Raw genomic sequence first — 24447 nt, 5'->3', positions numbered from 1 at the left:
TTTGGCTGAATCCTCCAGCGTAAAGCTGTCGAACCTGATGCCCTCGTTATTCACCTTTATGGTTTCATCTTCAATATGGAAGTTGCTGTTAAGCATACTCAAATTGAAGTTGGTTTGTTTAAAGTTGAGCCCGCCGTCAATATTGAAATTGCTGAAGGTTCCCGACACATCAAACTTCCCGGAGATATAGCCCGATGCCTCTTTAATAGCGCCCATGGTGGCTCCTTCTATTGAAGCCAGGTTCAGGGTATCGATCCCCAGTTTGAATTTGAAATCATTTCCATTAACCGGTTGCAGATAAAAATCGCCATTCACGGTAGCGTGGTTACCTCTACCGGTCAACACCACATCGGCATTGATGATTTCGGGCGTGGTATTCTTTGCTTTGACAATTATATTACCAACTGTATCTTTTTTGAAGTTGAGATTGGTGATGGTTACATCACCCGCGAACAAAGGCCTGGTGGTAAGGTCATGAAACACTATTTTTCCATCGAGTGTGCCATCAACATCCAGCGAGTCGGAAGTAACAAACGCGGCCAGGGTGGAGATCTGAAAACTCGTAAAGCTGGCTTCTGCCGGTGCATTCAGCATATTGCCCCTGCTCTTCAGGCTGAACTGTTGAAAGTTGTGGTTCAGCATAAAATTGGTTACCCTGATATCCTTGTTGCCTATGTGCACCTGGTTATCAGGCGCCACACTCCACATTTCATAGTTCAACAACAGGCTGTCAGACTTCAAACTGATATCATATATTCCATTTTGCGGTTGTTGCAATGTGCCGGGAATAGCATATTGAATACGGCCGGCGTGGTCGTGAAAGCGGGTTACAAAATCTACTTTATTGTGAGCGGCATTGGCGTTGATTAAGGCATTGTACACGGTATTACCTCCCAGCGAAAACTGGTTCACCGTGGTCACAAAATGCAGGGCGCTGTCCCGGGTGCCGGCATCCAGTCGCAGGTTAGTGATCGTCATGCCATTCATGACCAGGAGTGGCATGCCCCCCTTAGCCTCCCAGCCACTATCGCTGGAAAAATGCCCATTCAGGAAAAAGGTTTCAAACTGCGATATGGTCGGGAGCATTGCCTTTAATGCGGGATTGTCTTTCACATATATCCCTATCCTGAAATTATAAGGTGCTACTTTCGGCGGTGGCTGCGTGGCCGGCATTACCGCAAAATAGGGTTGTATGGCCTGGGAGAAAATATCGCCCATTTGGGATAACTTATATTTCCCGGTAAGGCGGGCTTTGGCGATATCGCTCTCTAATGTTATGCGACTGCTATCACCGCTTTGGGTCGCTTCCACCAGCAGCGTATCCAGCTGCAGTCGTTGATCGCCGTTCACCAGTAAGGAATGAATGAGCATAACATCGCCCTGCAGACTGTCGGGATTGATGTTGGAAAGATCAGCTTCTACCCTGCCCCGGTAAATAATATCCTGCGTGGTAAAATGCAGCGGTTTTGTTTTAATGCTGTCAACCATTACATCGGCTGTTATTGCCGGGTCGGCCAGGGCCAGGTTCACGGAGATATTCCCGGCCAGCCGAATGTTATCATCGGCAATGCTCAGGTTACTTGTTGCCTGCTGGTTCTTATATGCAGCATCGAGATTTATATTCTGGTAATTATATCGCTGAAAAACAACTGACGCTACCGTGCCTTTCAATGTAGCATCGGCGTTTTCCTTTGTCAATCCTTTGCCTTTTACTGCTATGTCGGCAGTAACGGTTTGCAGGCTGGTATCTTTCATAATAGCGCCGGCTTTTACCTGTTGCGCTTTTACCTGCAGATCGTACGTGGCGGCCTTCATATCCTGGTAATTGTCCATGGTGCCTTTAAGGGTGATATTGCCCGATGAACTTTTTACCAGCACATTGGTGTTCATTTGTTTTGTATTACCCTTAATGGTACCGGTAAGCTGCACCGTTTCAGGAATAGCTATCTGTTTTTGTACCGATTCGGGCAGAAAACGTTCTGCGTCTTTTCGGGTGGTGCTGATCTCATTGATACGTACATCGCCGTACACTTTTTCTATCGATGGCAACCCTACCACAGTTCCGGCCACATCGAGTTTTGTATTGTTCCAGCCTTGTAACTGCAATACTCTTGCGTTCAGATTATCTACCCGGCCCTGTACATCGGCATTGAGGTGAAACACCGTAGCGGGATCACCAAACCCCGGCTGCTTTTTTAAATCGGGAACGAAGTATAGAATATCCCTGTTTGATACATAGCAACCTGGCAATACCGCTTTTACCTGTAGCAGGCCAATGTTCTTTTGTACGCTTTCCAGCGAAGGATAATCGAGGTGGATGGTATGTTTTATCCGGGTGCCCGGGGTTTCAACCAGTAAATTGTCGGCATACACTTTCTTATCAGTATATACCAGGTCGGTCTGTAGCTGTTTCAACGTAAAGCCGCTTTGTTCTTTAAGTGATCCTTCCTGCACCGAAGCCGCTATTGTATCACCGGCCATTAAAAAGCTGCGGGCCTGCAGGTTCACATCGGTTGCTTTCAGGTGCCCGTAATCGAGCACTTGTTTTTGCCGGGGCTTGTTTTCATCATCATACTGAAATGCCGTTTTTTGAATATTGATATTCTTCACATCCACCAGCCAGCTTTGACTGGCCATGTCTTTGGCCTCCACCTTTGCTTTTTCTTTTACCAGTTGTGCCCCTTGTGTTTTGCCCATAGTAACGCGGGTGTCAATGCCCAGTAAACGAACCTGGTCAAGTATAATTCGCCGGCCATTTAAATCGGCTGTATTCACGCGGGTATCAAGGTCTTTTATTTTTGCCTGGGTATAAAAGGCGGATTCATTATTTTGATAATCGACATCGATGTTTTTTAACTGTACCTGTTTCAAATTAATCATCGGCATGGCCGACGAGGAGGAATCATTGGCCACCACATCTGCTACTGTTACCAATGGTTTGTTTTGATACATCCTGGCTGTTAACCCATCGAGATAAAAAACAGGTACATCATATACCTGCTTCTGTGGATCGAACTTGTTTATATGGGTATTAAAATGCGCTAACTGAATGGTCCAGTCGTTGCCTGAGAGGGTATCCTTATATAAAAAACGGATATTATCCAGGTAAACATTATCAAGGCTCATTTTCAATGCGGCAGTATCTGCGGGATTGGCCGGCTTTTGATTCTGACTTACAAAAGCATCTATAATGAACTGGAAGTTGAATGTTGTATCGGGTAGCTGTCGTTTTATTTTGGCGGTCATGTTTTGCAGCCTGATGTCGCCTATAGCCACTTCACTGTGCAGCAGTTTAAGCATTTGGAGGCTTACTTTTATGCGGCCGCCGTATAGCAGGGTATCTTTTGTTTTGTCTTCTACATAAACACTATCCAGCACTACGGAGGAAGGGAAACCAATACGCAGGCGGCCTATCTCAAAGCGGGTACCCAACTTGTTTTGCAGGTAGGCCTGTACCTTTTTACGGGCAAAATTCTGCACCGGTGGTGTTTGTACCAGCACTGCTATCAAAAGCAATACTGCCACGAACCACAGGAGTATTTTCAGTGTTATTTTTCCCGCTTTCTTCACGTAATTAGCTTTAGCGTACTGTATTTCCAATCAGTATCTATAAAATACCTATGCCATTACAACGGTCTTATATAATCAAATTAGTGAATTTTGGGTGGGTAAGTGGGGGTGTAGAAGAAAATCTACGTTAAAAAACAAAAATGAGGGTTATATTTTCGATTCGCCTATTTCCTTTGCTTCGTGTTTGATAATAAAAACGGCTGTATCTATAGGTTTTATGCCGGAACCATGGTGTATGGAATATATCTTGGTGAATTCAGCTCCAAAATACAGGATCAGGGAAGAATAGTACACCCATACCAGTATTACTATAATGGAACCGGCAGCCCCATATGTTAACCCTACATTTGATTTTCCGATATACAAACTGATCAGGAACTTACCCAACATAAAAAGCATAGCGGTGAAGGCTGCGCCCACGGTAGCGTCCTTCCACCGAATGACGGCATCGGGCAGCACTTTGAAGATGATGGCGAAGAGGGCGGTTATTATGGCAAAGATCAATACCCAGTTCAAAATATAGAACGCAACAATAGTAACATTCTTAAAATAGAGCTGAAGCCTTTCATTTAACAATTCCATTAAGGCGTTAATAATAAGAGATACCAGTAAAATAAACCCGCAACTTATTACCAGGGAAAAAGAGATCAGCCGGTTAGTGAGGAATTTCAACCACCCTTTTTTAGGTTTGGCCCTTACTGACCAGATATAATTAATGGAGCCCTGAATTTCTGTGAACACCCCGGTTGCGCCCAGGATCAATAAAGCAATACCAATGATGGCCGCTATCACTGATTGCTGACTGTGATGCAAATTGGCAATAATGCTTTGTACCTGTTCCGCTGCAGCACTGCCTATCAATGTTTTCATTTGATGGTACAATTTCCCTTCTACAGCTTCGCGCCCCAGGAAGATACCCGCAAATGAAATGATGATGATAAGGGTGGGGCCTAACGCAAAAATGGTATAATAAGATAACGATGCACTGAGTTTTATACAATTGTCATTTAAAAACTCAGTAACCGATTGTTTGAAGATTTTCCACGTATTTGCCATTATCTTGAAAATGATCATACGGAATACAGGTAAAAAGATGTTCCCATTTATCGATGTTGAGTACAATAGTCGGGCCCTGAGCAAAAAAATCTACATCAATTATGCTTTTATTTATAAATGTTCTCAACCTGATGCACCCACTCCATGGCAATATATTTTTATTACTTATTACATATTTGCAAACTTTAAAATCGATCACCATGAGAAGTATACTTTATCTGATTGCAGTGATTTTGGTAATAGGTTGGATATTAGGATTCTTTGTATACAGCGCGGGTGGCTTGATACACATTTTGATTGTATTGGCCGTTATTTCCTTAATACTTGGATTGATCCGCAGTACCTAGATTTTATCCTTTAATATTTAATAATAGTAAGTCACAGTTAACAAGTCCTTCCTTCGGTTATTCCGGGGGGGGAGGACTTTTTTTATTTTACCCTTATAGGCATAAAAGAAAAAAGCTGTCCCCTCAGCTAAGCCGGAGAGACAGCTCTTATCATGTTGTATATATAGTGGAAAAATATTGGACTTAATTAATCATCAGCTTTTCGCTTCGCGACTCCACATCTGCAATGAACTTGTATACCATTGGATCGGCTAAGGTTCCACATCCATCTATCAGGGTTCCCTTTACGCCATCTGCCGTTTCTATCACATACAATACTGCGCTATCATGGGGGTCAGAAAAACCTTCGAACCGGAAAGAGGTGATCACTTTTACTTCAGCGGGTCCATACAACTTTCGGGTACTGGATGATTCCAGGCCTTCACGGGTAGCTACAAAATCTTCTTTGTAACCATCGTCCACCACCTTACTCAGGCATGATACCATGCTTTGGATGTAAGGAGTAGACTTATTATAATCTGCTTTCATACCCATTTATTTACTTGAAGTTATCTTTAGAAAAACTTTTGCCACTGGTTTTCCCGGTCATTTTCATCAAAGAGTGTATTTATTTCCCCACTTACATATTAATTTTACAATATATTTTCAACAATTTGATGTAGAATCTATAAAATAAACAACAGGCCATCCCGATAAATCGGGACGGCCTGTGTTTTTGCTCTACAGTACTAAAGCCACTATTTTAGGTTACTTTATTATTTCATGCATATCTCTATACTTCTTGATCATATCATGCGAATTCAGCAATGATGATTTTTGAGTGGTTATTAACTGACGTACATCCGTAGGCAAGGGTGCGTCGGAGGCCAGTGCGTCTTCATAAGCACGTTGTGCTGCATCTTCACCATATTCACAGGAAGCCAGCAGAGCATGGCGGTCTTTTCCTGTGAACATATCCTTTACATTCATCCAGGCGCGGTAGATCTTACCTGAGGTGGTTGTACCTGTTGCAGGTTCGCCACCCAAACGGCCAACCTGGGCGGTTAATTCAATTGCATTCTGACGGCTTTCATCAGCCAGCCGTTCAAATATGGTGCGGAGATCAACGTCTACCATTTTTGTGTCCTCTGCGGCTCTCATATAACCGGCAGTACGATCGTTATTGATCCTGATCAGATCGTTCAACACTTCAATCACATCCTTATTCGTTGTCATATAGTTACATTTTAGGTTTACTAATAGTTTTTGCCAGTATATAACGTAATTCATTACACGCAACTATTGTAATCTGCTCACAAATCATCAGTGTAACAATGATACTATATGCTTAAAAAAATTATTCCGCCTTGGGTTACAATACTCTATGTTGAAGGGAGTTTTTAATTGGGAAATTTAGTTCACAGTTCGGCCTCCCCGGCTCCCTCTATGAAATCAGCCATCTCGGCCAATGCCCGTCGCGAGGCATCTTTATGAATGTCCTTTTTCAGCCACACATGGGGCTGGTCGTTGTAGATACTTAACCTTGACCTGCCCTGAATCCTTTTTATATCGTTATAAAAATGCTTGCTGTCATCCAACAGTATTTCATTGGTACCTACCATAATGAGCACGGGTGGAAATTGGGCAAGCAACGCCTTTTTCGGGCTCGAAACCTCGAGCGGGGTGTTTCCTGTATAAGCCCGGGCAAACATCTGGAGCGCCTCCCTGTTCAGGGAAATATCCAGGTGGGCGTTTTCTTCAATTGACGGATATTCACACTCCAGGCTGATCCAGGGAGAGATCAACACGACAGCGCCGGGCAACGGCCAATGTATTTTGAGCATTTCGCCAACGGCGGAAACGATCAGGCTGCCACCGGCGCTGTCGCCAATGAGGTTTAACTGATAGCCAGGATACCGGTTCGTTAAAGCCCGGTAAACAGTTAATGTATCATTCAGTCCGGCGGGAAACGGGTGCTCCGGCGCCAGGGCATATTCTACAAAAAGAATTTTCGCCTGTAGTTCCTTTGCAAAATGACTGACCATCTTTCCGTGCGTTCTGACAGACCCCATGGCAAAGCCGCCGCCATGTAAGAATATAACTATCCTTTGCGGGAAGGGGTTTTCAGGGGTAAACCAGTAACAGTTGATCCCTTCAATGATAACGGGCGTTATGGTTACCGTTGGTTCATAGTCATAGGGCATTACCCGTTTGTCGTAGCTTTCCCTTGCCTGTAATACTTCTTCCATGATTGGCTTTTTTATTTAGTGCAAACCTAGCGCGCAATCATAGACCCGACTTATAAGGTAGGTTAATAAACAGGCTTAAGATAGTTTAAGAGTGACCTGTTGTCTTCTGTGAGATCTCTTTTCGGATCTTGCTCAGAAATTCTGGGGTGATCCCCAAATAGGAAGCAATTTGGGTATTGGGTAATCTTTGCGACAACGCGGGATATTGATGTAGAAAGGCGAGATACCGTTCTTCGGCGGTAGAACTGACGATTTGCAACAACCGGTTCTCCAACTCGGCAAACCTTGTTTCCACGATCACTCTGAAATTTCTGTCGAACTTTGGATACGTTCTGAAAAAATAGATCAGGTCTGGCCTGCTTATCTGGAAAATAGTCGAAGGTTCGATGGCTTCAATATTTACCTTGCTTTTCTTTTCCGAATAAAAGCTATCGATGATCATGATCCAGTCATTCTCCGCAGCAAACTGCAGATTGTGCTCTACGCCCTTTGTGTCTACCTGGAATACCTTGAAACATCCATCCGCTACAAAAGTGTAATGCCTGCACACTTCATCTTCCGTCAGAATGATCTGTCTTCGTTTGATCCTCCGTTCAATTGCTCTCTCTTGTAGATCTGCCTTTTCTGGTTCGTCAAGGGGAAGGTATTTATTAAAACTTGCAAATAATTTATCTATGGACACGGTTTGTCAGATTGCTTTGGCTTAAATGTACGCCACTTTTTTTATCCCTGCCCATCGGCAATCCGCAATCGCATTAGGGTTACCTCATTTTCAACCTACCGCCTGCCTCACTATAGCTTGCACATCTGCTAAAGCTTGAGCAGCATTCGAACAGGGCGGGTGGCCTCGCATTCGCTAAAGCTTTAGCGGGCAAGCCTTGCCTTAGCTAAAGCTTCTGCGGGTTAAGCAAAAAAAACCCGATGTAGAAACATCGGGAGTCCTTGGTTAAGGCCTGATTTGTAGCGTAAGTTTATAATGAGTTTAAATAAGCTGCTTTTTTACCGCCTCTTTCTCACCTTTCGTCTGTCATTTTATAGCGGCGGGTACGTATATATTTTTATAAAAACTATGCCTAAAATTTTAAAGCGGAACATTTTGTATCTGTAGAAAATACTTCCCAAACTCCATTAACTTTTGTGGAACGACTGTAGAATTTTCATCAAAATCTGCTCATCGGCATGCAGCCCCGTGGCATTTTCTGCAGGTTCCTCTCCTTCCAGGGTCTTCAGGTATTTATTCAAACTATTTTGTTCATACAACGCTATCAGCCCCGGGTGAACGTAGTATTTTTTACATACAGTGCGGGTATTCCCCAACTTTAGACTCACCTCATCGAGGGCCGCTACTATATTCTTCTTTTGCTCGGTTTGCGTAAGCGCTTCACCCATAGCCTGTAACGATCGTAATAAATTAATAGAACCGGCCCAGGTCCTGAAATCTTTCGACGTAAAATCACTACCCGTTGTTTCTTTTATATAACTGTTTATCATGCCCGAATCGATGGGATGTTTATTGCCTGCCTCATCATAGTACTGGAAAAGTTCAACCCCGGGTATTTCCCGGCAGTTCTTTACTATACGGGCCAGCCGTTTACTTTTGAGCGTTATATTATGGTTCACGCCCTTTTTCCCCCTGAAAGAAAACTTAATAGTATCCCCGGCAATGACTACGTGTTTGTCTTTCAACGTAGTTAAGCCATGTGAACCATTTTGTTTTTCATATTCGCCACTGCCTACCCGGATGTAAGTGCGTTCCATTAAACTAATCACGGTAGCGATCACCTTGGAAGCGGTCAAACTTCTTTGGTTAAGGTCAATTTCCAACCGTTGCCGTAAGGCGGGCAACGCCTTTCCAAATTCAATCATCCGGTGAAACTTGGTTTCATTGCGTAGTACCGACCACAACGGGTGATACCGATATTGTTTCCGTTTACGAAGATCCAACCCCGTTGCCTGGATATGCCCGTTTGCGCGGGTGCATATCCATACCGAGCTCCAGGAGGGTGGAATGGCCAGGCTGCGGATCCTTTTTATATCCTCTTTTTTTCGGATCACTTTGCCGGCATACACATACATATACCCCCTGCCTTTTTTTGTCCGGATAATGCCGGGCTCAGCATCCGACACATACACCAGCTCGGCCAGGGAGGCCGCTTTGGCATAATCCCGGTTAATTTTTAAATATTGCCTGTGCGTCACTTTTGTCACCTGCCCCATCATTTTCTCATTTTACTTTCCAATTTTAATTTATGCAGATTTTTTGCCTCATTCAATGAGTGCGAAATGTTAACCCCATTTTCATTTTCGGCCAGTTCTGAGATGGTTACATAGAACTCTTTGATCTTTTGCAACTCTTCATCGGTCAGCTCTTCAATATCAACCAGACGATTGCTTGCGCGATCATGGCTGGCGATCAATTCATTTAATTTCAGATGAATAGCAACCGTGTCCTTATTCTGCGATTGTTGAATAATAAACACCATCAAAAAAGTAATGATGGTAGTGCCGGTATTTATAACCAGTTGCCAGGTATCTGAATAATGAAAGATGGGTCCTGTTAAAGCCCATACTATTACTACACAAAGGGCGACCAGGAACGCTATGGGTGAACCGGTTATTTTGGTCACTTTGTTCGACATCTTCTGGAAGAAGATCGACAGTTTATTCTTCTTTCTTATGGTCGTCATAATTTAAAGTTTAGGAATCCTGCATTAGGAGGGTGCTTGTAGTAAATGGTAGGGTAGGGACAAAAAAAAGTCAGGCCAAGAATGGCCCGACACCAGTAGACCTTAAAAAACCCCTAAATCTATAACCAGAACTAAAAATCTCATACCAGCCCCCCTGATTTATGTCAATCGGGGTGGTTTTAATTATTTTCTAATATGGTTTTAATCTTCTTCGCCTTCATTTCCTTCTTCCATTTGTTGCTCATCTTCCTGTGCCCCTTCTTCATTAATATTACTTTCTGCGATCTGGGTAAGCACCTGGTCGGCTTCTTTTTCCTCGGCCAGGGTTTGAGCCAGCAATTCGGCCACATCGTTCATTCCAATGGTTTTAGCCAGTTGCACCAGGCCGCCGTATGTGGCAATTTCGTAGTGTTCCACTTTTTGAGCAGCCATAATAATTGCGGCGTCGCGGGTAGCTGTACCCTCCTCTGTTTCATCTATAATGTTACGGGCTTCTTTGATCAATCCTTCCATGGCTTCGCACTTTTTGGCTTTGGCATTTTCACCCATCATGTCAAAAACCTGCTCTAACCTGTTCACATGTTCTTCTGTAATGGTCACATGTTCTGTTATTGCTTCGGCCAGTTCTTCCGTAGTGGTTGCTCCCTGCATTTTAGGCAATTCCTGAACAAGCGCCTTTTCGGCCCAAAAGATATCCTGTAACTGATCTACAAAAAATTGTTTCAATAATGAATTACTTTCTTTTTTACCCATGGTTGATCCGGATTTACCAGTAGATGCGGATGATTTATTCGCTTTAGAAGTTTTTGCAGCACCCGTCCCCTTTGAACTTTTACCTCTTTCCATAACGCATTGTTTTGTGATGAAAAAAACTGAATTATAAGAGATTGATAAAAAAGAAATGCCACGATTGCCAAAATACAGTGAGCGTGTGTAGAAAAAACTCCACGTGAGAGGCCAAATCTTTACCGTGAAGGGTACAAAATGTTACTGGTATTTGTTTTGAACTTTAACACTAAAACACACACATATGAGATCCTCCAATAGTATACCTTTTTTACAAAATAAGATACAGGGAATAGGAAGTGCGTTGTTTTATAATATGAGCGGAGGGGTGTTGAAATTCCCTACCACCATAGTATCTATTTTAAACGTAGATGAGTTAGCCAATATCTGGTTCTTCACCAACCGGCCCGAGCAACATTTACAGGAGTTTGACAAGGAGTTCCCCGCCGATATGCAGATCTACCGCAAAGGCAAAGGATACTATTTGCAAATAACCGGCAAGGCCTATATTATAAATGATCCGGAGGAATTAAATAGCCTCATAGTTTTATCTGACGAAATAAAGTCAAAGGCTTTTCAGGAAATGGTGCTGATCAAATTCAAGATCGGCAGCGCTAAATATTATAGCTATCAACCCCGGTTTGCGTATAAGCATAACTTCCTGGGGCTTTTAAACCGGTTCTACACATGGTTGTTTAAAGAACCTGCACGGAATGAACCGTATGTTTACAGACCGTCGTTACCTAAGTTTGGATTTTAATAGTCAGTGGTGAGTGGTGAGTTATGAGTGGAAGACCCTGACTATAAAAAGATAACCCTACAAAGCATTCCGCTTCGCAGGGTTTTTACGAGACGCCGACTAAGGGGACGATCCTTTAATAATTTGAAAATGGGAAAATGTGACGAACCCATGAACTGACCTCTTCGTTAGGCGTTCTCAAATTGCTTTTTCTTTATACTACCTGGTGAGCAGCCATGGTGTTTTTTAAATATCTCAATAAAATGGCTCACTTTTTCATAACCCATCAGTTCTGCAATTTCATTTACAGAATAGGGTTTCTGCGACATGATCGTTCGGGCCAGTTCCATTTTCTTGTTTAAATAATAGTCGTACACACTTTTACCATAAATAAGTTTGAAGTAACGCTTCAACGTTGATTCGCTTAATGCTACCGTTTTGGCGATTATGCCCATACGGGGTGGCATTTTCTGCAAATGGTCAAGCAATATAGACTCAGCTTCCTTTACTTTTTCATAATAGAGGTCAATGTTGTTGTTCGTTTTTCCTGGTTCTTCCCGTGATGCGGAAGTCAGAAAATCTTTAATAACATCATTTGCCTGCGCAAACACAGCCGTGGAATCGGCTTTAGGATCATCTACACTTTCTATGAGCCTGGCTGCCAGCTGACTTGCCTTTGACTGAATGGTTTCTATCAGCACCGGCAAGCCACCATCATCCATTACTCCATCATTAAAATACCCGGCAATACGCAGGTAACCGGGTTGTTGCTTTATCCAGAAGCCCGACATAGAGAATTCGATCAGTTGCACAGGCAGCGCAGGATTCAATTGAAAACCCGCTGTTACCGCATCGGGCACCAGGGCAAACCGCCGTTCGCGTACTTTATTAATTTGCTGGTGTTGGTTAATACTCCTTAGCTCAACCGACTCAGGAGTATGTATACACAATAAACTAAACCCGTTATTGGTAATATGTACGGGTAAGGCTTCTTTTATAAAATCAATGGGCTTTAATAAGTACAGGTCCCACACCCGCATGTACAATCCCGCATCCAGGTGCCATGTTCTTATTTTCCCACGCCCTGTTTCGTTCGAAAACCTGATGAGCGTATGGCCTTCTTCTAATTCACCACCGGTTTCCAGGGCCAACTGCTTGAATGCATCTTCCCTGTCAGTACTGCTTACACGAATTGAATAGCTTTTCATACATCTATTGGTTTTGATTAGTATACTATATATACACCGGTGTACATATTATGAACCCTGCATATTAATGAGTATTTGCATAAGTGAGCAGAAACATTCATTATTGCTAAGGATTTTCCCTTAGTCATTGATCTATGTCAAGTAAACAGGGAGGCATATCCTAAAAAACTAAGTGTTGCTGACCCGATGCCGGTATTCTTTGAATTAATAAGGGTAATAGGAAGGCCGTATTCCTTCTACTTTTACCGCCGGAACGATCAATAATCCGGATTACCCCACTCCAATATTTTTAGAAAAGCTTACCGGGTATAACCTCACTTATAATTCCAATATTTCTTTTCTTTCATTAATCAATCCATCAATACACAATGGTTATGTGTATGCCTCTGCCGGGCTACAGCCATGGCGTCAGGCATGCCTGTTAACTACTATTCATCTTAAAACTTTACCGTGAAGCCAAATTTTTACACCCTTGTGGTGCTTGCTATTGTATTGCCCTTATCTGCTGCCATACATGCACAAAACTCTTCTCACGATATTTCATCTGACTGGTATAACCAGGCATTAAAAAGCATACAGCAATTCGAATCTCAAATAAAACCGGTGTCTAAGGCTGGTGATTTCAGTGCTATCAACATGCCTGGCCACACAGGTTTTTATATTTCCCCCGACGGATACAAGGTAACCCCAATGGAAAAACGTAACTGGGAAGTTTCATTCAACCTTAAAGGTATTGGTCGCTCCAGTATTCAATGGACACCCGATCAAACCTGCGCCGTTACGCATACCCCCAATGAGCTTTCGTATCAATTCAATAACGTAGCTGTTCAATATATTAATAATGGTGATGGCTTACGACAGAATTTTTTGGTAAACAGGAAAATGCCAGGCAGTGGCGCCTTAACGGTGACCATTGAACCTGCTACTGAGTTGCAGCCCCGCCTGCTTGGCAGTAACAGCCTGGCTTTTTTTAATGCTGCCGATAAAATGATACTGACTTACGAGGACCTGCAGGTGTGGGACGTCAATCATAAACCCTTACCTGCTGCCATGCATTTTAACAATGGTTTGCTCACAATTGAGGTTAATGACAGCCAGGCCGCATATCCCGTAACCATTGACCCGCTTAATAAAACGCCCGAGTGGAATACTTCAGCAGATGGTTTAATCAGCGGTCTTACCTCCCTGCAAATAAACGCTTCATTATATGGTTATGCGGTAACGGGTTTGGGCGATGTAAATGGCGACGGATATGGTGATGCGGCCATCAGTGCCCCTGCGCTCACCAATATAATTAGTGGTAACGGAGCATTGGCCAGCGTAGGCGCCGTGTTTGTTTTCTACGGTTCGCCTACAGGTTTATCCACCACGCCCGCCAAAACCCTGCAACCAAATACAGCAGTTGCCGGTGCGCTTTTCGGCGTTAGTGTTGATGGAGGCGATGTTACCGGCGATGGCATCAATGATATAATTGTAGGCGCTCCCCTGGATTCATACAGCGCTACCACCGGCGGCTTAATAAATACGGCAACCGTGAAGGCCGGAAAGGTGTATATATATCCCGGTGGCAATACCGCTGTTACCAACCCCACTAACTTTCTTGAAATAAAATTAGACGGCTCAGCTTTTTTTAGTACGGGCATCGCCGGGATAGGAAGTAATGTATCAGTCAATGCGCTTTTTGGTTTCTCTGTTGCCGCCACCGGCGATCTGGATGGTGATAACAGATCAGACATTGTAGTGGGCGCACCTGGTTACCTGAGCCCTGGTGTTGGAGCCGTTCAAAGCGGCGCTGCCTTTGTGTATCATTCCGGCAACTTATCTGCAGCACCTGTGCAGTTACAAACACCTTCCGCCTCGTTATTAGGCCTGGTACAATTTCCCTTGCTTTCGCACAGCGGACTGTTGTTTGGCTTTAGTGTTGATGGCGCTGGTGATTTTAATAATGATGGCAAGCCCGATGTTATTGTCGGCGCGCCGGCCGGTATCGATCTGTCGTCACTGGGCGGCCTGCTGAACGGCCAGGTTTTGGGCGGAACCGCGCATATTTATTACGGAACCGGCTCAGGCGTTAACAACACCATTGGTACTACTTTGCAATCAGGTTCCGGAAGTTTGCTGAGTAATGCCGCCAACTTATTCGGTTATAAAGTAAGAGGTTTAAAAAATCTGAATGGTCTTCGCAGTGGCAGCATTGCCGTTGGCGCTCCCCTTGGCGGTTTGTTGCCCAATGCCCTCAGCCTTACCATTCAAAGTGGTAACGTGCACATCTTTAAAAAGAAAACCAGCCCCCCTGGCGCATCCCTTACCAGCGATCAGGTGCTGGAATCACCCCGCTCAACCAGCCTGCTGAATATTTTGAATTCACTGCAACTGAATGTGCTGTTTGGCGCCGCCGTTGATAATGCATACGATGTAAACTGTGATGGGTATGCCGACCTGGTAGTAGGCGAACCCTTATCATCAGGAGCTACTTTACCACAACTGCAGGCAAACGCCGTAGGTGGCGCCGCCTATGTATTCCTGGGCAATTCGGGTGGCACCTATGCCGCTACGCCACAGTACACGGCATCGGTGAGCCTGGGCAGCGAGTTCCTTTCAGTAAATGCAGTTTCGTTATTTGGTTATAGCGTGGCCGGCGTGGCCGATACCCATGGCCCGGGTACTGCCGCCCGCATACTCACCGGTTCTCCTGCTGCCGCGCTTGACTTCGACAATGGTCTGTTGAACCTGGGCAGCACGCTGGGACTGTTATATAATTTTACAGCAGGCGACAATGGACCGGGCAAAAGTTTTTTGTTCAATACAAACTTATGTAACTCCACCACGCTGCCGATTACCCTGATAGAATTTAAAGGGCAGGAAAAGGACGCTACAACGATCAGCCTCAGCTGGAAAACCAGCAACGAAATAAACTTCAATCGTTTCGAGGTTGAGAAAAGCCGCGACGGCCTGCACTTTGAATCCATTGGTCTGGTGTTCCCCTGGGAAGACGCCTACCACATCGCTTACGCCTTTAACGACAAAAACGTACATCCTGGCGCCAACTATTACCGGTTAAAAATGATCGATAACGACGCCGCTTATAAGTATTCGAACACACTAATCTTTTCTGTTGCCGAAACTGCTGGTGCAGGAATTGCTATTGCGCCTAACCCTATGGTCGATAAGATCAATGTACAATTAACAGGACTAAGCGAAAACACCTATCGAATGGAATTAAGCAGCGTAACCGGACAAAAATTTATAGAAAAAACCTTTAACATTACCCGATACAGCCAAACAGAATACCTGATGCGGACTGTCTCCATGACACCGGGAATTTATTTTCTAACTGTATACGATAAAAATTTTAGGAAAGTAGCTTCGGGCAGAGTTATTGTCCTTTAGGTTAACACGTGAAAAATTAAGCCCTCTTCGTGGGGGCTTTTTTGTTTGTACCAGGCATCCAGCTTTCCTTTCCAGAAAACATTGATCGCAGCAGGAACTATCATCCATATTTATACGAAGTACTTCTGACGCTTTGACAACACCCCCAAAAATGTGTTAATTAAAGTGGTGGCATGTCCGTTACCGCTATTACTTTTTGGTACGATAAATGCCAGAAAGGAAATCCAGTAATTGTAGCGGAAAATATTTCACACTTTAAAAAATCCTTGGAGGGTTAGTCTATGAAACAAGGCCTGAACCGCCGGACATTCTTACGGAATGTTGGGCTGGCTGCTGCGGGTGCATTGGCAGGATGCAATAAAGTATTACCCGAAGTTGCAGCAATCACAAATAAGAATACCACCAGTACCCCGGGTACCACCACCACTACCAACATCATTGCAGCACTGAACAAAATTCCAAAATGGAGAGGGTTTAACATCGCTGATTATTTTCAACCAGATCCCTGGTATGTTGGTGAAAATACACCGGAAGCGCTTTTTAAATTTGTAGCCGACTGGGGGTTCGATTTCATTCGTTTGCCCGTTGCATATCCCACTTATCTGAACCTTGCTGCCGGTCAGCAATACATCAATGCCGATGATGTATATAAGATAGATGAAAACAAGGCCGACAAGATACAGAATACCATTTACCTGGCGCAGAAATATAACCTGCACGTGAGCCTTAACCTGCATCGGGCGCCAGGTTATTGTGTAAGCGCCGGTTATCATGAGCCTTACAATTTATGGACACAAAAAGATGCGCAGGATGCATTTATTTATCACTGGAGCTATTGGGCAAAACGTTTCAGGAATGTATCAACTCAAAAGATCAGCTTCGACCTGGTGAACGAACCCTGTTACCGTGAAGATGTAAACAATACTTCTTCAAAGACCAGCGCAGTACCTGGCGCAACCTATCGCAGCGTAGCCCAGGCAGCCACGCTGGCCATTCGTAAAGAGAATGCGAATTTTTATGTGATTGCCGATGGCAACAATGGAGCCACCGATCCGGTTTCTGAACTGGTTGACCTCAACATTGCACAAAGCTGCCGGGGTTATGTACCCTATGAGATCACGCATTACAAAGCGCCCTGGGTGTTTCCCGATCCTGCATACCAGCCTACACCCGTATGGCCGGGCGAAATGGGCGGCAGGTATTACAGCAAGGCAACCATGGAAGAATATTATAAACCCTGGATTGACCTGGCAAAAAGTGGTGTAGGTGTTCATTGCGGTGAGTGTGGCGCCTGGAAAGAAACGCCACACGATGTATTTCTCGCCTGGTTTGGTGATGTGCTGGATATTCTCACCTCAAACGGAATTGGTTTTGCGCTCTGGGACCTGAAAGGCGATTTTGGCATTCTGAATTCCAATCGTTCCGATATTCAGTATGAAGACTGGTATGGTTACAAGCTTGATAGAAAATTGTTGACGATGATGCAAAGTAAAAAATAGAAGCAAGGTCTTATATCTTATATAAGTTGCCCCCGGGAGATGTAAGTCTTCCGGGTTTTTATTGGGAAAAGGCAAAGGGCAAAGACCGCGACGCGGCAATCTGAGTCGGCAAACGTAAAACGTGAAACGTGAAAGGACTCGCTAGAATATAACATTCCCCACTATCTTTCATTTCTCACTCTTTTCATCTCTCCCTCCATTATCAACTCTATCAACTTCTTTCAACCTATCAACCTCCTTTATTCCGTAAGCTCCTTTTCTCCCTCGTTAACTTGTCAACTTGTTAACTCGTTACCTGGTCAACTCGTCAACTTGTTAACTGGTCAACTTGCTCAAACCTACTTTAAACCACCTAAATAAGACCTCCCATCCCAGGGTCATCCTAGGGTCTTCTTAAGGTTATCTTAGGGTCATCCTAGGGTTTTAACCTTAAGATGAGCTTAGGAATACCTTAAGAATACCTTAGGAAACTCTCAGGACGGCAGGTTGCATAAGGTACCATAAAGGCTGCTTTATTACCCATTGGAAATCAAATGAATACTACGCTAAAAAATTTATAGATATCTGTTTATCAATAACTTATAATTTATAACGCGATAGACGTTGATAAAACTATCACTACCCACTTACCAGCAGATAATCAACCACTTACCAGCGAATAGGCGCTTTTACCCATTTATATTACCGGTCATCACACATACTTTACCGGCTGGCAAACAAAAGTTGCCGCTCGTGTCGGATTTTCTAAAGGAAATGTTAACCTCCCTATAACTTTGTTATGTCAAAACAAACAGGAGAACATTCTCCACTACAATGAATAAGGTCATAGAACTCCGTTTCTTCATCTACCGCCAACGAGTAAAGCCACCAGCAATCCGGGAATTTTAATCAACCTTTTTTTGGCTCACTGAGTGAACCATATTCAGGCACTTATCTATTTGCAAGCGCCCGGGAATGATATTTATTTGCCATGCTCAATTATGAAAAGATGAAATTAAAATGTTGGCTCGGTCCGTTATTGGGTGTAATAATTCTGCTAGCACTGCGACAAATGGTATACGAAGAAATGCAAAATGAGCAATCACAGTCAGCAATACCTGCAGCAATAGAAAAGAAGAAGTTGGAGATCAATCCTCCTATGGCCGGTACCCTTATAATCAGGGACACACTGCCCTTCTGAATTAATTTCAGTTAAGTTAACAAGGCAGCCATTTCAAATGACATAACAGGTAAACTGTTATGGGTGACCGCACATTGCCCGGACATTCCTGACAGGCTTTAGGATCCCAATAAATCGGGACAGGAATTGACTTGACTAAAACCGGGCATTCTTTACTATTTCCTTTATCAAATACTCCTGTTAAGGCAGGAGCAGGGAAAGACTTGCCTAACACTAAACACACATACAACTATGGCCAACTTAGGAAAGAAAATTTTGTCGGCGTTTGTGGAGGTGAACGATGACAAAAAACCGGAAACGGAAAAACAACCTTCTAATAAAGAAGTCGTTCCTAAACAAACGGAACCTGTTTCAACCTTCACCAGTACAACTACTAATAATAGTTATACAACGCAAGTGAACAGCACAAAGTTCAAAGAATACTTTGAAAAATTATTCCGTGAGGCAAACCTGCCTGGTCCTGATTACTTCGAATACAGTAAAATGTTAGAAGCCATGCAGGCCGTGCCCGATGAACATGTACGGTTCATCACCGCTTTTGCAGGTTTAAGCGTACAGGGGCTCGATAAACAAAAACTGTTATCGACCGCCGGGCAATACCTGCAATTGCTGGAAACCGACGCCCAAAACTTCCATAGTTCCGTAGATGCCGCTTTACAGGAAAAAGTGGTGGAGAAAAAACGGCAGATGGAAGAAAAGGAAAAACGCATTCAACAGCTCACGCAGGAAATAAGCGCGTTGCAAAACGACTTATTGACTACGCAAGCCGAAATAAAAGAGAATGAAGCAAAGATCGAGGCCAATACGGGTGGTTATAAATATGAAAGCGAGGCGATGAAAAACCGTATTGCCAGGGACATTGAAAAAATTAAAACATATATACAATAAACCAACGAAACATGTTAAACCCCATTCAAAAAACAAAAACACCCGGCTGGTTCTCTGAACCCAAGAACTTAGCCACCACTGTAATAGGTGTATCCTTAATAGCCGGCCTGGCGTACGGTTTCTTAACCTATGTATTGCCCTGGCTGGTAACTGTAACCTGGAACCTGGTGAACCTGGTTATAGGCGGGGTGATCCTTGGCTTTTTGCTGATGATCGTAAGCAATAAAAAATTCTGGCGGGCTTTGAAGTACTTCTCTGAATTTATTGCCAACTACACCATTGGTATTGCGATTGAACTGAACCCATTCAGTATTCTGCAAGCCAAAATTGAGCAGGGTTATAAAGACAGGAATACGCTGTACCAGCAGTCAGCCAAATTAAAAGGCAAACAAAGTGAGCTGGTAGATAAACTGAACGACAAAGAAAAAGAGTTGCAGTTGAACATTCAAAAAGTGAAGATCCTGCAGGCCGAACAAGGCAAGGGAAGTCGCCAGGTTGATCTGTATGCCAACAATGTATTGCGTTGCCGGGAATACATCGACAATGTAACGCCGATAGTAGGCGACCTGAATAAACTGATAAAATTCGCCGATGCAGCCTATGAAGAGAGTGGTATTATGCTCGAAGATGCGAAGCTCGATCTGGAAGCCAAGAAAGACCTGTACTATTCAGTAACAACCGGTTTATCGGCCGTAACAAGCGCCATGAAGGCCTTCAAGGGTGACGATGAACTGAACCAGGATGCCGAAAAAGCCCTGGCCATATTGAAAGTGCAGATCGGTGAAAAGATCGGCCACATTAAATCGGCCATAGATGTTACCTCCCGCTTCATGGATGACAAGGTGCTGGAAGATAAAGCTAAGTCGGCCCAGGCGATTGAACTGATCAATCAGTTTAACAGCAACGATTTCAATTATACGCAGAATGCGCTTGATAAAAACAGCGACTCAGGTAAACTGAAGGGCATTTCTACTCCGGACAGGTATCGGGGGTTATTGGATTAGTTGACGAGTTAACTAGTTAACAGGTTGACAAGGGAGAAGAAGGTTGGGTGGGTAAAGTAATGAAAAACAAAAACAACAATTTAAACAACTATAAAAATCAGAATAGACAATGGCACTCAAATTAAAACCCGCTGGTAAAGTATTAATCATCGCTGCAGTAGTAGCTACAGGTATTTTAGCGGTGAGGTGGTATCAAAACCGCCCCAAAGATGTAAACGGTTCAATTGAAGTAGGTAAAGTAGCCCTGCCCGATGCCCCTGAGGCTTCTTTACAAGGCAATGCCGTTCAATTACCATTACCCGGTGATGAACAGGCGGTGAACGGCGGTACCGCCATTACCTGGGAACGCATGGCCTGGAACAGCCAGTTCAGCGGGATGTACGCTAACGGTGGCGTACGTACTACCAAAGGTTCTTTGTTCGACAAGGCGCACCTCGATGTGACTTACATCCGTCAGGACGATTGTAACAAACAAATGGCCGACCTGGTAAAGTTTGCGAACGACTATAAAACCAATCCGAATGCCACTGGTGTGTTGATCACCTTCATGGGTGACGGTATGCCGGCCTTTATGACCTCGCTCGCCAAAGAGCTGGAACCTTTAGGCGCCGAATACCAACCTATTATTATTCCGGTTACGCACGGTAAATCATTTGGTGAAGACCAGGTGATGGGCCCGCAGACGTGGAAACAGGACCCTAAAAATGCAATTGGTAAATGCGTGGTGGGTGTATTGCGCGACGGTGACATCAACATTCTGTTGAAATGGGCCGGTGACAACGGGTTGAAAGTAAACCCCGACGAAACCACCTACGACGGCAATGCCATCAACCTGATTGCTGCCAACGACTTCCTGGATGCGCCTAACAAGTACATCACCGGTTATACCGAAAAAAGGAAGCTGATCGTAAATGGTAAAACCACCGGTACCGATACCACTGTTGGGGTGGATGGGGTAGCCACCTGGACGCCTGGTGACGTAAATGTCGCCACTAAAAAGGGTGGCCTGGTAACCATCGCCAGCACCAAACAGTATGCATCGCAAATGAGTAACCAAACCATTGCCATTAAAAGATGGGCAAACGATCATCGTACCGATATCGAGAACATGATCGTTGCCCTGGCACAGGCCGGCGACCAGGTACGTTCGTTCAACGATGCCAAAAAATTTTCGGCTGAAGTGAGCACCAAACTGTACCAGGAACAAAATGCCGACTACTGGTTGAAGTACTATAATGGTATTGAAGAAAAAGACATTCAGGGCCTGAAGGTGAATCTTGGTGGTTCGGCCGTATTTAACCTGAATGACATGGCAAATACCTATGGACTGGGCGACGACAAAGTTGACCGTTATAAAGCGGTGTACAACACCTTCGGTAACCTGATGGTGAAAATGTACCCCAGCATATTGCCCAGCTTTTTACCGTACGAAAAAGCCGTTGACAAATCGTTCCTGTTCAGCGTGATCTCGAACCACCCTGAATTATTACAGGGTAAGGCTATTGAAGCAAAATATGCCGACCAGATCACCGCAGCCGTATCATCCAGATCGTACAAGATCGAATTTGAGACCGGCTCTGCCAATATCAAACCGGGTTCGTACAAACTGTTGGATGAAATATTTGAATCGGCTGTAGTTGCGGAAGGTTTGAAACTGGGTGTATACGGCCACACGGATAACCAGGGGAGCAACGACATAAACGTTCCTTTGTCACAAAAGAGAGCGGAAGCGGTTAAAAGCTACCTGTTGAAAAAAGGGTTGAAACAAAGCCAGATCGAAGCCAAAGGTTATGGTTCAGAAAAACCTATAGCCGATAACAGCACCGAAGGAGGCAGAAGTAAAAACCGCCGTGTAGAGATTGTGTTGGGTGAATAACCTTAGTGAGTGTTAGCTATCAGTAATAAAAGCCGTGTTATGCGTCCTGAGCAATGTCGAAGGGCAGCCATAGCACGGCTTATTTAAAGAATTCAAACTGTAACCAACTACAGACATGAAAAAACTTATTCAACCATTTGCTACTATCAACCGCCAGACATTTATGATCATGGTGGGCCTGCAAGTGGTTATTACGCTGTTGTTATGGCATGTCTTGAGCGATGGATTGATACCCAAACCCGGTAAAGTTGCCGGTGCATTTATAACACTGCTGGGTACAAAACTATTCATCGACAATATGCTGGTAAGCTTACTGCTTACTTTAAAGGCCATGCTGTACAGCATATTAATTACCTTATTGTTTGCTTACTTATCCGTAATGCCCCTTTTTAAAAGTGTAGCGTTGTTCATAGTGAAATGCCGGTATTTGACCCTTACGGGTTTAATATTCATTTTTACCCTGCTTACCAAAGATGGCAGCGAGCTTAAATTATCGTTGCTGGTATTTGGCATTGTGCCCTTCTTTGTAACCTCCTTTCTGTCAGTGATCGTACACATGAACCCGCAGGAATATGAACTGTGCAAAACACTGGGCTATAACAACTGGCAAACCCTGTATGAAATAATTATTGTCGGTAAGGCGGACCAGGTGTTTGAGATCCTGCGCCAAAACTTTGCCATCTCGTGGTTAATGATCACCATGGTGGAAGGATTGAGCATGAGTGAAGGCGGTATTGGTACCCTGTTGATAAAATACAACAAGTACAACGACCTTACCAATGTACTGGCTTTACAGTTGGCCATATTTATAATCGGTTTATGTTTCGACTATTTACTGGGCAACCTCAGACACTGGTTGTTCCCGTATAGCAAATTAAAAACCGCAAAAGCAAAATAATGACAGCATGTATAAAAGCAGAAGTAGTGCTTCAGGCTACCAATGTGCAGCTTACTTACGACCGGCCTATTCTGCGTGATATAAATTTTAGTATCAAGAACATCATCCGTCCCGGCTTGTCGCAGGGACAGGTGGTAAGTCTCATTGGTCGTAGCGGTATCGGTAAAACCCAGTTGTTTAAATTGCTGTCGGGTCTGCAGGCCCCTACCGCCGGACAAATAACTATCTACGACAACAAACCGGTAAAGGCCGGTGACATGGGGGTTATTTTCCAGAACTATTATTTGTTTGAATGGCGTACAGTGTATCAATCGTTGATGCTGGCCGCCAAAAAGAACAAGAAACTGGCGGGCAGGGAAAAAATAACCATGGACCAGTATGCTGATCAGTTTCAAATGACCGGCCACCTGAACCTGTATCCGCAACAACTATCTGGCGGACAACGTCAGCGGGTAAGTATCATGCAGCAGTTATTAAAGGGTTCTGATTTTATTTTACTGGATGAGCCCTTCAGTGGTCTTGACATATGCATGCTTGATAAAGCGGTGGAATTGTTGTTACAGGTTTCATTGTCAGATGAGTTGAAGACACTGATCATTGTTTCGCACGACATCGAGAACAGCGTAGCCATTTCAGACACCGTGTTTATTTTAGGTAATGAGCCGGGAAAAGAAGGAGCTACTATCAAAAAAGAAATTGACCTGATAGAACGGGATCTGGCGTGGATGAAAAATATTAAACATGAGAAAAGGTTTCTGGAAACGATAGAAGAGATAAAGACGTGCCTGTAACATTCGAAGAATCGCTTAAGCCAGTTAACCAGTTAACCAGTTGACCAGTTGACGAGGAAAAGCAGGTTGACAGGGTTGATAGAGTTGATAATGTTGATAAAGGGATTTGGGAATAAAACAGTGCGCAGGTGGCACAAAAAGCAGAAAGCCGGCAGGCATTACTAATTTTAGCAATTGCCCTTCCGGCTTTCTATTTGTCTACTCAGATTATTGTATTACTGGTCAACTCGTCCACTGTTCAACTGGTCAACTTCTTACATCTTACTTCCACCCTCGATCTCTTCCTCCAACAACCTCATC

The 24447-nt window shown here is 44.0% G+C and carries 20 protein-coding genes; 10 read left to right on the top strand and 10 right to left on the bottom strand.

Going from position 1 to position 24447, the window contains the following annotated elements; all coding sequences use genetic code 11:
• The coding region (locus tag ACJ751_RS25890; protein WP_407748434.1) for a hypothetical protein at positions 1-3570 on the bottom strand (3570 nt) is incomplete at its 3' end.
• A 147-nt stretch (positions 3571-3717) separates the two neighbouring features.
• Entirely contained in the window at positions 3718-4644 is a 927-nt protein-coding gene (locus ACJ751_RS25885) for a YihY/virulence factor BrkB family protein (protein ID WP_407748433.1), read from the bottom strand.
• 83 nt (positions 4645-4727) lie between these two features.
• Here ACJ751_RS25885 and ACJ751_RS25880 point away from each other — a divergent pair, with 83 nt between their 5' ends.
• Positions 4728-4973, top strand: a complete 246-nt coding sequence (locus ACJ751_RS25880) for a lmo0937 family membrane protein (RefSeq protein ID WP_407748432.1) — start codon at positions 4728-4730, stop codon at positions 4971-4973.
• Positions 4974-5156: 183 nt separating this feature from the next.
• On the opposite strand, the gene ACJ751_RS25875 is transcribed toward ACJ751_RS25880, so the two are convergent.
• The 7 genes from ACJ751_RS25875 to ACJ751_RS25845 all read right to left on the bottom strand — a co-directional run bounded on the left by ACJ751_RS25875 (position 5157) and on the right by ACJ751_RS25845 (position 10734).
• Complete coding sequence (locus ACJ751_RS25875; RefSeq protein WP_407748431.1) at positions 5157-5501, bottom strand: hypothetical protein; 345 nt, start codon at positions 5499-5501, stop codon at positions 5157-5159.
• 219 nt (positions 5502-5720) lie between these two features.
• Positions 5721-6188 (bottom strand): ferritin-like domain-containing protein, encoded by a 468-nt coding sequence (locus ACJ751_RS25870; protein ID WP_407748430.1) that lies wholly within the window; start codon positions 6186-6188, stop codon positions 5721-5723.
• A 182-nt stretch (positions 6189-6370) separates the two neighbouring features.
• Positions 6371-7201 carry an alpha/beta hydrolase gene (locus ACJ751_RS25865; protein ID WP_407748429.1) on the bottom strand — a complete coding sequence of 277 codons (831 nt, stop codon included), beginning with the start codon at positions 7199-7201 and terminating at the stop codon, positions 6371-6373.
• A gap of 85 nt (positions 7202-7286) precedes the next feature.
• On the bottom strand, positions 7287-7883 hold the full coding sequence (locus ACJ751_RS25860) for a Crp/Fnr family transcriptional regulator (protein ID WP_407748428.1): 597 nt from the start codon (positions 7881-7883) through the stop codon (positions 7287-7289).
• A gap of 446 nt (positions 7884-8329) precedes the next feature.
• Positions 8330-9421, bottom strand: a complete 1092-nt coding sequence (locus ACJ751_RS25855) for a DNA topoisomerase IB (RefSeq protein WP_407748427.1) — start codon at positions 9419-9421, stop codon at positions 8330-8332.
• Positions 9418-9888: a low affinity iron permease family protein gene (locus ACJ751_RS25850; RefSeq protein ID WP_407748426.1), complete on the bottom strand. Its 471-nt coding sequence runs from the start codon at positions 9886-9888 to the stop codon at positions 9418-9420. The genes ACJ751_RS25855 and ACJ751_RS25850 overlap by 4 nt, the downstream gene beginning before the upstream one ends.
• Positions 9889-10089: 201 nt before the next feature.
• The gene (locus ACJ751_RS25845; RefSeq protein WP_407748425.1) at positions 10090-10734 is read right to left on the bottom strand and encodes a ferritin-like domain-containing protein; all 645 of its coding nucleotides are present in this window, start codon (positions 10732-10734) and stop codon (positions 10090-10092) included.
• A 184-nt stretch (positions 10735-10918) separates the two neighbouring features.
• On the opposite strand from ACJ751_RS25845, the gene ACJ751_RS25840 reads away from it, so the two are divergent.
• Complete coding sequence (locus ACJ751_RS25840) at positions 10919-11434, top strand: pyridoxamine 5'-phosphate oxidase family protein (RefSeq protein ID WP_407748424.1); 516 nt, start codon at positions 10919-10921, stop codon at positions 11432-11434.
• A 167-nt stretch (positions 11435-11601) separates the two neighbouring features.
• On the opposite strand, the gene ACJ751_RS25835 is transcribed toward ACJ751_RS25840, so the two are convergent.
• Positions 11602-12621, bottom strand: a complete 1020-nt coding sequence (locus tag ACJ751_RS25835; protein WP_407748423.1) for a helix-turn-helix domain-containing protein — start codon at positions 12619-12621, stop codon at positions 11602-11604.
• 450 nt (positions 12622-13071) lie between these two features.
• Between ACJ751_RS25835 and ACJ751_RS25830 the strand changes: the two genes are divergently transcribed.
• The 8 genes from ACJ751_RS25830 to ACJ751_RS25795 all read left to right on the top strand — a co-directional run bounded on the left by ACJ751_RS25830 (position 13072) and on the right by ACJ751_RS25795 (position 24147).
• Positions 13072-16011, top strand: coding sequence for a T9SS type A sorting domain-containing protein (locus ACJ751_RS25830; RefSeq protein ID WP_407748422.1), 2940 nt, complete (start codon positions 13072-13074; stop codon positions 16009-16011).
• Positions 16012-16292: 281 nt separating this feature from the next.
• On the top strand, positions 16293-17510 hold the full coding sequence (locus ACJ751_RS25825) for a glycoside hydrolase family 5 protein (protein ID WP_407748421.1): 1218 nt from the start codon (positions 16293-16295) through the stop codon (positions 17508-17510).
• Positions 17511-18498: 988 nt separating this feature from the next.
• Complete coding sequence (locus ACJ751_RS25820; protein WP_407748420.1) at positions 18499-18690, top strand: hypothetical protein; 192 nt, start codon at positions 18499-18501, stop codon at positions 18688-18690.
• A 231-nt stretch (positions 18691-18921) separates the two neighbouring features.
• Positions 18922-19578 carry a hypothetical protein gene (locus ACJ751_RS25815; RefSeq protein WP_407748419.1) on the top strand — a complete coding sequence of 219 codons (657 nt, stop codon included), beginning with the start codon at positions 18922-18924 and terminating at the stop codon, positions 19576-19578.
• Positions 19579-19589: 11 nt separating this feature from the next.
• Positions 19590-20582, top strand: coding sequence for a hypothetical protein (locus ACJ751_RS25810; protein ID WP_407748418.1), 993 nt, complete (start codon positions 19590-19592; stop codon positions 20580-20582).
• A 109-nt stretch (positions 20583-20691) separates the two neighbouring features.
• Positions 20692-22458 (top strand): OmpA family protein, encoded by a 1767-nt coding sequence (locus ACJ751_RS25805; protein WP_407748417.1) that lies wholly within the window; start codon positions 20692-20694, stop codon positions 22456-22458.
• A 115-nt stretch (positions 22459-22573) separates the two neighbouring features.
• Complete coding sequence (locus ACJ751_RS25800; RefSeq protein WP_407748416.1) at positions 22574-23356, top strand: ABC transporter permease; 783 nt, start codon at positions 22574-22576, stop codon at positions 23354-23356.
• On the top strand, positions 23356-24147 hold the full coding sequence (locus ACJ751_RS25795; RefSeq protein ID WP_407748415.1) for an ABC transporter ATP-binding protein: 792 nt from the start codon (positions 23356-23358) through the stop codon (positions 24145-24147). Before ACJ751_RS25800 ends, ACJ751_RS25795 begins: the two co-directional genes overlap by 1 nt.
• Positions 24148-24447 lie beyond the last annotated feature (300 nt).

Origin of the sequence: Niastella sp., assembly GCF_045805085.1 — a bacterium.
In the GTDB taxonomy this organism is placed as follows: domain Bacteria; phylum Bacteroidota; class Bacteroidia; order Chitinophagales; family Chitinophagaceae; genus Niastella.
This window is presented reverse-complemented; position numbering and strand designations above follow the sequence as displayed.

Bases quoted from the DNA above. Each gene is read 5' to 3' on its own strand.
- ACJ751_RS25875 (WP_407748431.1), bottom strand. From the start codon at position 5,501: ATGAAAGCAGATTATAATAAGTCTACTCCTTACATCCAAAGCATGGTA.
- ACJ751_RS25800 (WP_407748416.1), top strand. From the start codon at position 22,574: ATGAAAAAACTTATTCAACCATTTGCTACTATCAACCGCCAGACATTT.
- ACJ751_RS25825 (WP_407748421.1), top strand. From the start codon at position 16,293: ATGAAACAAGGCCTGAACCGCCGGACATTCTTACGGAATGTTGGGCTG.
- ACJ751_RS25840 (WP_407748424.1), top strand. From the start codon at position 10,919: ATGAGATCCTCCAATAGTATACCTTTTTTACAAAATAAGATACAGGGA.
- ACJ751_RS25820 (WP_407748420.1), top strand. From the start codon at position 18,499: ATGAAATTAAAATGTTGGCTCGGTCCGTTATTGGGTGTAATAATTCTG.
- ACJ751_RS25810 (WP_407748418.1), top strand. From the start codon at position 19,590: ATGTTAAACCCCATTCAAAAAACAAAAACACCCGGCTGGTTCTCTGAA.
- ACJ751_RS25885 (WP_407748433.1), bottom strand. From the start codon at position 4,644: ATGATCATTTTCAAGATAATGGCAAATACGTGGAAAATCTTCAAACAA.
- ACJ751_RS25855 (WP_407748427.1), bottom strand. From the start codon at position 9,421: ATGATGGGGCAGGTGACAAAAGTGACGCACAGGCAATATTTAAAAATT.
- ACJ751_RS25815 (WP_407748419.1), top strand. From the start codon at position 18,922: ATGGCCAACTTAGGAAAGAAAATTTTGTCGGCGTTTGTGGAGGTGAAC.
- ACJ751_RS25795 (WP_407748415.1), top strand. From the start codon at position 23,356: ATGACAGCATGTATAAAAGCAGAAGTAGTGCTTCAGGCTACCAATGTG.
- ACJ751_RS25845 (WP_407748425.1), bottom strand. From the start codon at position 10,734: ATGGAAAGAGGTAAAAGTTCAAAGGGGACGGGTGCTGCAAAAACTTCT.
- ACJ751_RS25835 (WP_407748423.1), bottom strand. From the start codon at position 12,621: ATGAAAAGCTATTCAATTCGTGTAAGCAGTACTGACAGGGAAGATGCA.
- ACJ751_RS25870 (WP_407748430.1), bottom strand. From the start codon at position 6,188: ATGACAACGAATAAGGATGTGATTGAAGTGTTGAACGATCTGATCAGG.
- ACJ751_RS25805 (WP_407748417.1), top strand. From the start codon at position 20,692: ATGGCACTCAAATTAAAACCCGCTGGTAAAGTATTAATCATCGCTGCA.
- ACJ751_RS25865 (WP_407748429.1), bottom strand. From the start codon at position 7,201: ATGGAAGAAGTATTACAGGCAAGGGAAAGCTACGACAAACGGGTAATG.
- ACJ751_RS25850 (WP_407748426.1), bottom strand. From the start codon at position 9,888: ATGACGACCATAAGAAAGAAGAATAAACTGTCGATCTTCTTCCAGAAG.
- ACJ751_RS25880 (WP_407748432.1), top strand. From the start codon at position 4,728: ATGCTTTTATTTATAAATGTTCTCAACCTGATGCACCCACTCCATGGC.